Source organism: Moraxella sp. ZY200743, from assembly GCF_050885545.1.
Classification (GTDB): domain Bacteria; phylum Pseudomonadota; class Gammaproteobacteria; order Pseudomonadales; family Moraxellaceae; genus Moraxella; species Moraxella haemolytica.
Map to the genome: position 1 here is coordinate 287005 of NZ_CP091313.1, position 13879 is coordinate 300883.

At 43.5% G+C, this 13879-nt stretch carries 7 protein-coding genes; 6 read left to right on the forward strand and 1 reads right to left on the reverse strand.

What is annotated here, in order from left to right; translation table 11 throughout:
• The first annotated feature begins 239 nt into the window (after window positions 1-239).
• The 6 genes from rplJ (at window position 240) to gorA (ending at window position 13114) form a co-directional block, all read left to right on the forward strand.
• On the forward strand, window positions 240-743 hold the full coding sequence (rplJ, locus tag L3D27_RS01315) for a 50S ribosomal protein L10 (RefSeq protein ID WP_373627928.1): 504 nt from the start codon (window positions 240-242) through the stop codon (window positions 741-743).
• A gap of 69 nt (window positions 744-812) precedes the next feature.
• Window positions 813-1184, forward strand: coding sequence for a 50S ribosomal protein L7/L12 (gene rplL, locus L3D27_RS01320; protein WP_284673903.1), 372 nt, complete (start codon window positions 813-815; stop codon window positions 1182-1184).
• Window positions 1185-1818: 634 nt separating this feature from the next.
• Window positions 1819-5928, forward strand: a complete 4110-nt coding sequence (gene rpoB, locus L3D27_RS01325) for a DNA-directed RNA polymerase subunit beta (RefSeq protein WP_432481356.1) — start codon at window positions 1819-1821, stop codon at window positions 5926-5928.
• Window positions 5929-6008: 80 nt separating this feature from the next.
• A complete protein-coding gene (gene rpoC, locus L3D27_RS01330; RefSeq protein ID WP_432481357.1) occupies window positions 6009-10238 on the forward strand; it encodes a DNA-directed RNA polymerase subunit beta' in 4230 nt (1409 codons plus the stop codon).
• Window positions 10239-10426: 188 nt separating this feature from the next.
• Window positions 10427-11653 carry a phosphoglycerate dehydrogenase gene (serA, locus tag L3D27_RS01335; RefSeq protein ID WP_284673906.1) on the forward strand — a complete coding sequence of 409 codons (1227 nt, stop codon included), beginning with the start codon at window positions 10427-10429 and terminating at the stop codon, window positions 11651-11653.
• Window positions 11654-11734: 81 nt separating this feature from the next.
• The gene (gorA, locus tag L3D27_RS01340) at window positions 11735-13114 is read left to right on the forward strand and encodes a glutathione-disulfide reductase (protein ID WP_432481358.1); all 1380 of its coding nucleotides are present in this window, start codon (window positions 11735-11737) and stop codon (window positions 13112-13114) included.
• A gap of 93 nt (window positions 13115-13207) precedes the next feature.
• Here gorA and bioD read toward each other — a convergent pair whose 3' ends face one another.
• On the reverse strand, window positions 13208-13876 hold the full coding sequence (bioD, locus tag L3D27_RS01345) for a dethiobiotin synthase (RefSeq protein ID WP_373627923.1): 669 nt from the start codon (window positions 13874-13876) through the stop codon (window positions 13208-13210).
• Window positions 13877-13879 lie beyond the last annotated feature (3 nt).

Consider the following 13879-nt stretch of genomic DNA (forward strand, 5'->3'; position numbering starts at 1 on the left):
TGTTGCTAGTTTTCCCGTTATCAAAATTAGCAACGCCATATTTTTAGTTCAGCACAGCGGGTTGTGCTGTCTAAGACCGTAGGTGTGATTGATTGTTTTCAAGCAATTACCTAAATTATGAATAAAACCATAAGCCTACGCAGACGGAAAGACGATAAGTCGCCGTATTTTGGTGTAGATTTTTTAAATCTATAAAACTTGCTTATTATCCGCATGGATAATAAATATGGAGACAACCCATGGCACTAAATCTTCAAGACAAACAAGCAATTGTTGCTGAAGTAAATGAAGCTGCCAAAGGTGCGCTCTCTGCTGTTGTTGCCGATTCTCGTGGCGTAACAGTAGCACAGATGACCGAACTTCGTAAATCGGCTCGTGCAGCAGGTGTTGATATGCGTATCGTGCGTAATACTTTATTACGCCGTGCCCTAGAAGATACCGATTTTGCTTGCATGAACGATACATTCGTTGGTCCTACTCTAATTGCATTTTCAAATGAACACCCAGGTGCAGCAGCACGCTTGTTCAAAGAATTTGCAAAGGGCAACGACAAGTTCGAAATCAAAGGCGCAGCTTTTGAAGGCGAATTTATTGATGCAAAATCAATCGATAAACTTGCAACACTACCAACCTACGACGAAGCTATTGCTCGTTTGATGGGTACAATGAAAGAAGCGGCAGCTGGCAAACTTGCTCGTACTTTGGCTGCACTTCGAGACAAACTGCAAGCAGAAGCGGCTTAATTTTTCCAAATATTTTAAAAATTATCCGTTTAATTTATTTTATACTCTTATTTCATAGGAACAATTGCTATGTCACTAACTAACGAACAAATTCTAGATGCAATCGCAGAAAAATCAGTAATGGAAATCGTTGAGCTTATCTCTGCGATGGAAGAAAAATTCGGCGTGTCTGCAGCAGCTCTAGCAGCAGCTCCAGCAGCTGGCGGCGAAGCAGCAGCAGCTGAAGAAAAAGACGACTTCAATGTTGTTCTAACTTCTGGCGGCGACAAGAAAGTAGCTGTTATTAAAGTAGTTCGTGAAGTAACTGGTCTAGGTCTAAAAGAAGCTAAAGACCTAGTTGAAGGTGCTCCACAAACTATCAAAGAAGGTGCATCTAAAGCTGAAGCTGAAGAGCTTAAGAAGAAACTTGAAGAAGCTGGCGCAAGCGTTGAGCTTAAGTAATTTTAGTCATCAGTTGCCATTGATGATTTAATGGTCTGATTAAAATTATTTAAAAAAAGCCAATTTTGCATTTGCAATTTTGGCTTTTTTATTGCTTTTAAATCAAGGTTTGGTATATATACCAAATCTATCATGCGTTATCTTGCTTTGGTTCATCTGATGGCAAGTGGTTTTGTCATACTTGAAAATAATTTTTATTGTAAAATATGCAGTATTTTAGACAACGACTGTTTGATTGATATATTTGCAGATTGTTAGATTGGCTACCTAGCTGGATTATCCCAAATTGATGCAAATTATTTATGTTATGCTTGCTTTTTATGATTATTTTTGTTAGAATTTATTATTTGACCTTTTGTGTTAGTTGTTCTTGTCAAGCAGAAAACACAAACTAAAAGGACAAACATACCCTATGCAAAACGACTTAATTTGTGATTAACCAAAGAAATGGCTAAATATCGCTTGGTATTTGGCATTTTGTCGTGTTTGTTTGATATGCAGTAGGGGCGTATCTGACAAATTGCGTGGGTTTTATGGGCGTTTGACAGCCGTCCCTTTATTGACAGTATTTCATTTTTGAAGGTTGGCTCTTGTTTTTGCAATGGGCTTTTCCAAATTAACGTAAGGAATCTTAATGGCTTATTCTTATACCGAAAAGAAACGCATTCGTAAAAGTTTTTCTAGACTTCCAGACGTCATGGATGTACCGTATCTATTGGCAATCCAAGTAGATTCTTACGAGCAGTTCTTACAAGAACACAAAAAGCCAAAAGAGCGTGCTAATGTTGGTCTGCAAGCTGCTTTTTCATCAATTTTCCCAATCGCTAGCCACTCTGGTAACGCTGAGCTTCAGTTTGTTGAGTATTATTTGGGTGAACCTGAATTTGATGAGCGTGAGTGTATCATGCGTGGCTCAACTTTTGCTGCACCACTGCGTGTAAAAATTCGTTTGGTCATTAAAGATAAGGACAGCAAAGATAAAGATAGCAAGGCGGCAATCAAAGACATTCGTGAGCAGAGTGTCTTTATGGGCGAAATTCCGCTGATGACCGACAATGGTACTTTCATCATCAATGGTACCGAGCGTGTCATCGTATCGCAGCTGCATCGTTCGCCAGGTGTTTTCTTTGACCATGATAAGGGCAAATCGCATTCAAGTGGTAAGGTGCTTTATAATGCTCGTATCATTCCTTATCGTGGTTCTTGGCTTGACTTTGAGTTTGATGTTAAAGATTTGGTGTATGTGCGTATTGACCGTCGCCGTAAGTTGCTTGCCACCATTATTTTGCGTGCAATCGGTATGGAGACAGCAGACATTCTATCTACCTTCTTTGAAACGGTTGAGGTTTATAAAGGTGATGAATCGTTTGAAATTGAGCTGATTGCTGAACACTTGCAAGGTGAAATGGCTCAATTTGACATTGTATCGCCTGAAGGTAAGGTCATTGTTGAGCAAGGTAAGCGTATTAATGCTCGCCGTATCAAGGAAATCCAAGCATCTGGTATGACAAAACTTGCTGTGCCTGACGAGTATCTATATGAGCGTATTTTGGCAGAGGACATTGTTTATCACGATGAAGTGATTGCCCGTGCCAATACCTTAATCGACCACGATCTTTTGGTAAAATTGGCGGACAAGAGCATTAAAGGCTTTAAGATTTTGTTCACTAACGACATTGACCATGGTGCGTACATTGCCGATACCTTGCGTGCTGATACCGTGATGTCTCGTGAAGAGGCATTGATTGAGATCTACAAGGTGATGCGTCCAGGTGAGCCGCCAACGCTAGAAACTGCTGAAAAATTGTTTGAACAAATGTTCTTTAGCCAAGAGCGTTACGATTTGTCCAATGTCGGTCGCATGAAGTTCAATCGCCGTTTGGGTCGTGATTTTATCGATACTGATGACATTGATGTACAGCGTGAACAAGGCGTACTATCTAATCAAGACATCATTGATGTACTAAAAGAGCTGATTGAAATTCGCAACGGTCGTGGCGAAGTGGATGATATTGATCATCTGGGCAACCGCCGTATCCGTTCAGTGGGCGAGATGACCGAGAATCAATTCCGTATTGGTTTGGCTCGTGTGGAGCGTGCAGTTAAAGAGCGTCTGACAACTGCAGAGTCAGATAGCCTATCGCCACAAGATTTAATTAACTCAAAACCTGTGGCAGCAGCGATGAAAGAATTCTTTGGTTCATCGCAGTTATCACAGTTTATGGATCAAAACAACCCGCTTTCAGAGATTACCCATAAGCGTCGTGTATCAGCACTTGGTCCTGGTGGTTTGACTCGTGAGCGTGCAGGCTTTGAGGTGCGAGATGTGCATAATACGCACTATGGTCGTGTCTGTCCGATTGAGACACCTGAAGGTCCAAACATTGGTTTGATTAACTCTTTGGCAGTATTTGCTAAGACCAATAACTTTGGCTTTTTGGAGACGCCGTATCGCCGTGTTATCGATGGCAAGGTAACTGACGACATTGAATACATGTCAGCCATTGAAGAGGTGGGTTCGGTGATTGCACAGGCAGACTCGCCAATGAACGAAAATGGCGAACTGACCGAAGAGATGGTCATGGTGCGTTATCAGGGTGAATCGGTGCGTATGGGTGTGGATAAGGTTACCCATATGGATGTATCGCCACGCCAAGTTGTCTCGGTGGCAGCGTCTTTGATTCCGTTCCTTGAACACGATGATGCTAACCGTGCCTTGATGGGTGCGAACATGCAGCGTCAAGCTGTACCGACTTTGCGTTCTGATAAACCGCTTGTGGGTACTGGCATGGAGCGTCATGTGGCTCGTGATAGTGGTGTGTGTGTGGTCGCTAAGCGTGGTGGTGTGATTGAAGAAGTTGATGCCAGCCGTGTCATCGTGCGTGTTAATGAGAGCGAGATGACCGTTGGTGAAGCGGGCATTGATATTTATAATTTGATTAAGTACACCCGTTCCAACCAAAATACCTGTATTAACCAACGCATTATTGTCAACGAAGGCGATGTGATTGCTCGAGGAGACATCTTGGCTGATGGACCATCGACCGATTTGGGTGAATTGGCACTTGGTCAGAACATGCGTGTGGCGTTCATGCCGTGGAATGGCTATAACTTTGAGGACTCCATCTTATTGTCCGAGCGAGTGGTACAAGAAGATCGGTTTACCACCATTCATATCCAAGAGCTAACCTGTGTGGCTCGTGATACCAAGCTAGGCCCCGAAGAAATCACTGGCGATATTCCGAATGTGGGTGAGGCAGCGCTTGCCAACCTTGATGAGGCAGGTATTGTCTATATCGGTGCTGAAGTGGATGCGGGTGATATTTTGGTCGGTAAAGTAACACCAAAAGGCGAAAGTCAGCTAACCCCAGAAGAAAAGCTACTTCGTGCCATCTTTGGTGAAAAGGCAGCCGATGTTAAAGATACTTCACTTCGTGTACCATCATCAACTAAGGGTACAGTAATTGATGTGCAGGTATTTACTCGTGATGGTTTAGAAAAAGACAGTCGTGCCAAAGCCATTGAAAAGGCAATGTTGGACAACTATCGCAAAGACTTAAAAGAAGAGTTGGTGATTTTTGAAGCGGCGGCTCGTGGTCGTATCGTACATCTGCTTGATGGCGAGGTAGTAAGTGGCGGTGCAGGCTTTAAGGCAGGTACAGTATTGACAGCAGTGGATATGGAGAATTTATCTCTTGAAAGTTTGTTGGACATTCAACCCGCCAAAGAGGAAGTCTCTGAGCGTTTGACCCAAATCTCTGAATATCTGACTGACAAGCAAAAAGAGATTGATAACAAATTTGCTGAGAAAAAACGCAAATTGACCGCAGGCGATGATCTGGCACATGGTGTACAAAAAATCGTTAAGGTGTATTTGGCAGTGAAACGCCGTATTCAACCTGGTGATAAGATGGCAGGTCGTCATGGTAACAAAGGTGTTGTTTCTCGCATCATGCCTGTTGAGGACATGCCGTATGATGAAAAAGGCAATCCTGTTGATATCGTACTAAACCCACTGGGTGTACCTTCTCGTATGAACATCGGTCAGGTGCTAGAGACGCATTTAGGTATGGCGGCTCGTGGTCTTGGCGACAAAATCAATGAGATGATGCGTGCTCAGGCAGCTGTAGGCGAACTTCGTGAATTCTTGGATAAGATTTATAACAAAGTTGGCGGCGAGCAGGTGGATTTAGACAGCTTGTCAGATGAAGATATCTTGGCAATGTCTGAGAACCTGTGTGCTGGTGTGCCGATGGGTACAGCCGTCTTTGATGGTGCTAAAGAGAGTCAAATCAAAGAGCTTTTAGAGTTGGCAGGTCTTGATAAATCAGGTCAGCAAACACTGTATGACGGAAGAACGGGCAAGAAATTTGACCGTCCTGTTACGGTGGGCTATATGTATATGCTTAAATTGAACCACTTGGTTGATGATAAGATGCACGCTCGTTCAACAGGTTCATACTCACTAGTAACACAACAACCACTTGGTGGTAAAGCACAGTTTGGTGGTCAGCGTTTTGGTGAGATGGAGGTTTGGGCACTTGAGGCATACGGTGCAACTTATACTTTACAAGAGATGTTGACTGTGAAGTCGGACGATGTTGAAGGTCGTACACGCATGTATAAAAACATCGTTGACGGTGAGCAATACATGAACCCAGGTATGCCAGAGTCGTTTAATGTATTGACCAAAGAAATTCGCTCACTGGGCATTAACATTGACTTAAAAGAAAAGAAAAAATAAGCCAAGCCTAAAAGATGAGCATTGATCCAGACACAAGGGTGTCTGGATTACCGAATTGACGAATATAACGGAGAATCCTTTTGAAAGATTTATTAGACATCATGAAAGGCCCTGCCGATACAGGCATCAAAGAGTTTGACAGTATTCAGATTTCTTTGGCAAGCCCTGATACCATCAAATCTTGGTCGCATGGCGAAGTTAAAAAACCTGAAACCATCAATTATCGTACCTTCAAACCTGAGCGTGATGGTCTATTCTGTGCCAAAATCTTTGGGCCTGTCAAGGATTTTGAATGTCTGTGTGGTAAATACAAACGCCGCAAATTCCAAGGCATCATCTGTGAAAAATGTGGTGTAGAAGTTACTGCCGCTAAAGTGCGTCGTGATCGCATGGGTCATATTGAGCTTGCCAGTCCTGTGGCTCATATCTGGTTCTTAAAATCACTACCAAGTCGCATCGGTCTATTACTTGATATTACGCTTCGTGATATTGAGCGTGTTCTATATTTTGAAAGCTATATCGTTACTGATCCTGGCATGACTGCTCTTGAAAAGTATCAATTGCTTGATGATGAAGAATATTTTACCGCACTTGAACAATATGGCGATGAATTCATTGCTAAAATGGGTGCAGAAGCGGTTCAAGACCTATTAAAAGATATTGATGTTGATGGTGAGATTGATGAGTTGCGTGCGGAGATTCCACAAACCAGCTCTGAAACCAAGCTAAAAAAGATGGCAAAACGCTTACAGCTACTTGAATCATTCCGTGATTCTGGCAACAAGCCTGAATGGATGGTAATGACCATTTTGCCAGTATTGCCACCTGATTTGCGTCCGCTTGTGCCACTTGAAGGTGGTCGCTTTGCTACCTCTGATTTGAACGACTTGTATCGCCGAGTTATTAACCGTAATAACCGTCTAAAACGCCTACTTGAGCTAAACGCCCCTGATATTATCGTGCGTAACGAAAAGCGTATGCTACAAGAAGCAGTGGACGCATTACTTGATAATGGTCGTCGTGGTCGTGCAATTACTGGCTCAAATAAACGCCCACTAAAATCACTTGCTGACATGATCAAAGGTAAGCAAGGTCGCTTCCGTCAAAACCTATTGGGTAAGCGTGTAGACTATTCTGGTCGTTCGGTGATTGTGGTTGGTCCTACTCTTCGTCTGCATCAGTGCGGTCTGCCTAAGAAAATGGCACTTGAGTTGTTCAAACCATTTACTTACGCCAAGCTACTACAAAATAATATTGCTCAGACTATTAAAGCCGCCAAGAAAATGGTAGAGCGTGAAGAGCCTGCGGTTTGGGATATGTTGGCGAGCGTGATTCGTGAACACCCTGTATTGCTCAACCGTGCACCAACGCTACACCGTTTGGGCTTGCAAGCATTTGAACCTGTGCTGATTGAAGGTAAAGCAATTCAGTTACACCCTCTTGTCTGTGCGGCATTTAACGCCGACTTTGACGGTGACCAGATGGCGGTGCATGTGCCATTGACATTAGAAGCTCAGCTTGAAGCCCGTGCACTGATGATGTCAACGAACAACATTCTATCGCCAGCTAATGGTGAGCCAATTATCGTACCGTCTCAGGATGTGGTCTTAGGATTGTATTATATCAGCCGTAGCCATATCGGTGCTAAAGGCGAGAACATGGTGTTTAGTACGGTCAATGAAGCACTGCGTGCGATTGGCTCAGAAGATTTGTCGGTCAATGCTAAAATCAAAGTTCGTGTTACTGAGACCATCATTGATGAAAGAACCGATGAAAGAACCACCAAAACCGAAATTAAAGACACTGTTGCAGGTCGTCTTTTGATTTGGAATATCATGCCAGAAGGTATGGCATTTAGTGAATGCAACCTTGAGATGACCAAGAAAAACATCTCTAAGCTACTTAATTCATGCTATCGTAAACTGGGTGTGAAAGAGTCGGTTCTTTTTGCTGACCATTTGATGTATCTAGGTTTTGCCCAAGCGACCTTGTCGGGCATTTCTATTGGTATGGAAGACATGGTCATTCCACCAACCAAAAAAGAGATCATGGATGCTGCCGATTCAGAAGTGCGTGAGATTGAACAGCAGTTTGAACAAGGCTTTGTCACTGCAGGTGAACGCTATAACAAAGTCGTTGATATCTGGTCTAGAACTTCTGATAAAATCGCCAATGCGATGATGGATAACCTATCAACCGATGAAGTTGTGAACAGCGAGGGTGAAGTTGAGCGTGAAAAATCTTTCAACTCAATTTATATGATGGCGGACTCTGGTGCTCGTGGTAGTGCCACGCAGATTCGTCAGCTTGCTGGTATGCGTGGTCTGATGGCAAAACCAGATGGTTCGATTATTGAGACACCAATTAAAGCAAACTTCCGTGAAGGTCTGACGGTACTTCAGTACTTTATCTCAACGCACGGTGCGCGTAAGGGTCTTGCTGATACCGCACTTAAGACAGCGAATTCTGGTTATCTAACCCGCCGTTTGGTTGATGTGGCACAAGACTTGGTCATTACCACTGATGACTGTGGCACGCAGGCAGGTCAGCGTATGACTCCTGTTATTGATGGTGGCGAGATTGTTGAGCGTCTAGGCGACCGTGTATTGGGTCGTGTTATTGCCAAAGATGTGCTTGATGCTGACAATCAAGTGATTGCAGAGGCAGGTACTTTGATTGATGAGCGTATGGTTGAAAAGTTAGATGCCAATGCCATTGATGAAGTTTATGTGCGTTCGGTGATTACCTGTGAGTCAGGACATGGGGTGTGTGCTAAGTGTTACGGTCGTGATCTGGCTCGTGGACACCTTGTGAATATCGGCGAATCTGTGGGTGTCATGGCGGCACAGTCTATCGGTGAACCTGGTACACAGCTGACCATGCGTACATTCCACGTGGGTGGTGCGGCATCGGCAGCAGCTGTTGATAACAGTGTATCGGTAGGTAGCAATGGTTCTGTGCGTTTCCATAACATGAAGACTGTTGAGCATGCTGATGGTCATCTGGTGGTTGTTTCTCGTTCAGCTGAAATCGGTGTGGCAGACAGTCAAGGTCGTGAGCGTGAACGCTATAAAGTGCCTTATGGTTCAAATATCTTGCTTCGTGATGGTGCAGAAGTGGCTGCAGGCGATGTCATTGCCAAATGGGACCCACACACCCACCCAATCATCACCGAGTTTGCAGGTACAGCACGCTTTAGCGACATCACTGATGGCATGACCGCTACTGTAAAAGTGGACGAAACCACCGGTATGAGCTCTTTTGAAATCTTGGCAAGTAAAGACCGCCCAAGTATTGCCAAAGACTTGCGTCCTGCGATTATCTTGGATACTAAAGAAGGCAAAGAAGTGGTTTACTTCCTGCCTGCCGAGACGGTTATCCGTGTATCAGAAGGTGAGCAAGTAACAGCAGGTTCGGTGCTTGGTCGTGTGCCACAAGCCACTTCTGGTACTAAAGATATTACTGGTGGTCTGCCACGAGTTGCCGACCTATTTGAAGCACGCCGTCCAAAAGATCATGCAATCATGGCAGAAATGAGTGGTGTGGTGTCATTTGGTAAAGAAACTAAAGGCAAAAACCGCTTTATCATCACCGATGAAGATGGCAATGTCCATGAAGAGCTTATTCCAAAATGGCGTCAAATCAATGTGTTTGAAGGTGAAACGGTTGAGCGTGGCGAGGTGGTATCTGATGGTCCGCTAAATCCCCATGACATCTTACGCCTGAAAGGTGAAACAGCACTTGCGAACTACATTGTAAATGAAGTGCAAGAAGTGTATCGCTTACAAGGTGTTAAGATTAACGATAAGCACATTGAAGTTATTGTGCGTCAGATGTTGCGTAAAGTTGAGATTGTTGATGGCGGTGATTCTAGCTACTTTAAAGGCGACCAAGCTGAATATACCAAGATTCGTGCTCTCAATGAGGAATTGATAGCCAATGACAAGTTCCCAGTACAGTATGAGCGTCAGCTATTAGGTATTACCAAGGCATCGCTTGCAACGGAGAGCTTCATTTCAGCAGCGTCGTTCCAAGAGACTACCCGTGTCCTAACAGCAGCAGCAACAATGGGCAAAGTCGATGACCTAGCAGGTCTAAAAGAGAATGTCGTGGTTGGTCGTCTGATTCCGGCAGGTACAGGTTTGGCATATCATCAAAACCGCCAACGCAAAGCACAGCTAGAAAAAGAGGCTGAGATGGCAAGTGCAGATATTGGCTTGAGCGATGAACTGCTCACTCCTATTGAAACTTTGCCAACAGAAGACAGCTTTGCTAAAGCCTTCGCTGATGAATTGGGACAAAACAGCTAATCAGCTCATCAAAAAGCTCATCATATGTGGTGGGCTTTTTGTTTATAACGGTATTTAAGGCGGTATCACAAGTTGGAATTATCTGAATTAGTATCGCCAGTTTTATGGATATTTAAGCGAAGATAATTTGCAATCAATATCTGATGTGTGACATACTTTTTGCTTACCTTATTAGTTGAGAGTTTTTTATGACCTTATCACTCCAAAAAGACAAAATTCGCTTCTTATTATTAGAAGGTGTGCATGAAAATGCCCTAAAGGTGCTAAATGATGCAGGCTATACGAATATTGAATACATTAAATCAGCACTTGATGAAGCCGTTTTGATTGAAAAAATCAAAGATGTGCATTTCATTGGTATTCGTTCTCGCACACAGCTGACTCGTCAGGTGCTAGAATCTGCCGAAAAGTTGATTGCAATCGGCTGTTTTTGTATCGGTACCAACCAAGTGGATTTGGATGCAGCTCTTGAGTTGGGTATTCCTGTGTTTAATGCACCATATTCAAATACGCGTTCGGTTGCAGAACTGGTACTTGCCGAGACCATCATGCTCATGCGCGGCATTCCTGAAAAAAATGCAGTTGTGCATCGTGGTGGTTGGAATAAGTCTGCCAAAGACAGTTATGAAGTGCGTGGAAAGACGATGGGTATTGTCGGCTATGGTTCTATCGGCTCACAACTGTCTGTGCTGTGTGAGGCACTGGGAATGAAAGTGATTTATCATGATGCGGTTACCAAACTTCCGTTGGGCAATGCTTCGCAGGTGGGTAGTTTTGATGAACTGCTTGCTCAAGCAGATGTTGTTACCCTGCATGTCCCTGATTTGCCAAGCACTCGCAACATGATGACCAAGACAGAATTTGCCAAGATGAAAGACGGTGCGTTGTTTATCAATGCGGCTCGTGGCGGATGTGTGGATATTGATGCATTGGCTGATGCACTAACCAGCGGTAAAATCTTAGGGGCGGCGATTGATGTTTTCCCAAAAGAACCAAAGTCAGCTGATGAAGAGTTTGCCTCGCCACTGCGTAAGTTTGATAATGTTATCTTAACTCCGCATGTGGGTGGATCAACCCAAGAAGCACAGGCGAACATTGGTCTTGAAGTAGCCGAAAAATTCGTGAAGTATTCGGATCAAGGCGACACCACCAGTGCGGTGAATTTCCCGAATGTTTCTATCCCATTCACCACAGGTACGCACCGCCTATTACACATTCATCGCAATGTTCCAGGCGTATTGTCTCAGATTAACGCATCATTTGCTGATGCAGGCATTAATATCGCCGCACAGTCTTTGATGACTAAAGGCGATATCGGTTATCTGGTGATGGATGTCGATGACAACGATTCATGCAAGGCAATGGAGCGTCTGCGTGCTGTGCCTGAAACCATTAAGGTGCGTGTTTTATTCTAAACGCAGACTTAGAAGATTGCTTTTATTTTATAGTACTTTTCTTGGTAAAATACAAAGAAGATGATTTAGATGGAGAGTATCATGATAACTGATTTTGATGTGCAATTTGATTATGATTATATCGCTATTGGTGGTGGGTCTGGTGGCATTGCCTCTGCCAACCGTGCAGCAATGTACGGACAAAAAACCGCCATTATTGAAAGTACGCACATTGGCGGTACTTGTGTGAATGTCGGCTGTGTACCAAAAAAAGTCTTGTGGTATGGAGCGAATCTAGCGGAGCATATCCATAAATACGCACCCGATTATGGCTTTGGGTTAACTGTAAAAGAGTTTAATTTTAAAACTTTGGTGGATAATCGCACCGCTTATATCAATCGCATTCATCAATCCTATCAAAAAGGCTTTGATAAAAACAATGTTACCGTCATTCGTGGCTTTGCTAAATTTATTGACAAGCACACTCTTGAGATTGATAAGGGTAATGGTGAAAAAGAGACGGTTACCGCTCGCCATATTCTCATTGCCACAGGGGGTAAGCCGATGGTTCCCAATATTGATGGGGCTCAATTTGGCGAGACTTCTGATGATTTTTTTGAATGGGAAAATTTACCAAAATCAGTTGCAATCGTTGGTTCTGGCTATATCGGCGTAGAGCTTGCAGGAGTGTTAAATGCTCTTGGGGTAGAGACGCATTTGATTGTGCGAGGCGATCGAATCTTAAAGAATTTTGATGAAGCAATCATTGATGAACTTGGTCATATTATGCAAAATGATGGCATTATTTTTCATTATCAAAAAGAACCAAGTAAGATTGACAAGAATGATGACAATTCATTAACCATTCACTGTGGCGATACAATCATTACAACTGAAAAACTTATCTGGGCAACAGGGCGAAAAGCCAATACGGATCAGTTGAATTTGGATAAAGTTGGGGTAAAAACCAATAATAAAGGCGAAATCATTGTAGATGAATATCAAAACACAAGCGTAGATAATATCTTTGCGGTGGGCGATATCATACAAAATGGCATACAGCTTACCCCCATAGCGGTAGCGGCCGGACGCAGACTGTCTGAGCGACTATTTAACAACAAACCGAACGAGCGTTTGGATTATCATAATGTCCCTAGCGTAATTTTTAGTCATCCGCCTGTTGGTACAGTGGGCTTGTCTGAAAAAGAAGCAAAAGCCCAATTTGATGATGTTAAAGTCTATACCTCTACCTTTACACCAATGCTATCTGCCATCACCAGTCATCGTCAACCTTGCAAAATGAAGCTTATCTGTGCAGGTGATGATAAAAAAGTCGTAGGACTGCACGGCGTGGGCTTTGGGGTGGATGAGATGATTCAAGGCTTTGCTGTGGCGATCAAGATGGGAGCAACCAAGGCAGACTTTGATGATACTGTTGCCATTCATCCGACAGGGAGTGAAGAGTTTGTAACAATGAGATGAGTTAGACTTACCATAAAAAAGACAAATCATATTGGTGATTTGTCTTTTTCTTATTTGCGTAAAGCGTGTATCTGTGTTTTAATTCAGTTTAATTTATTTTCCTATCACTCTCTCAAATCCAATCATCTGCCCATCAATCAGTCGCATGAATAGGGTGTCTGGGTAATTATCCGCCACATATTTTTGTAAAAATGCTAAAGTGTCACTACTGATGTCTGGGTCGGTGTCAAAGTGATGGTTAAACACCATGCCAAACAGAGTAAGTCCACGAGAGCGTATCGCTTCAAGGGTCAATAGTGTATGATTGATACTGCCTAAGCGTGCCGATGTTACCACGATGACAGGATAACACTGTGTGGCAATGTAGTCTAGTGTGAGCAGATTATCGGTGATTGGTGCAAGCACACCACCTGCTCCTTCTAGTAGTACGATGTCAAAGTGAGTGTGTAGTTTTTTGGTGGCGTGTGTGATGATGTCGGTATTTAAAGAGCGGTTTTCTAGGCGTGCTGAGAGATGCGGACTGGCGGGCTTGGTCAGGACAATGGGGCAAGTTGTGCCGTCTATGTCAAGCTCGTGCAGTTTTATGCCCATCAGCTTTCGATGAGTTATGATGTCATCAGCAATGTCGCCTGTTACACCTGTTTGGATTAATTTTTGGGTGATGACAGAGTTGCCATGTAACATTAGGTGGCGAGCCAGTATGCCTGTGGCATAGGTTTTACCAATATCTGTATCTATGCCTGTGATGAAGTAGGTGGTCATGAT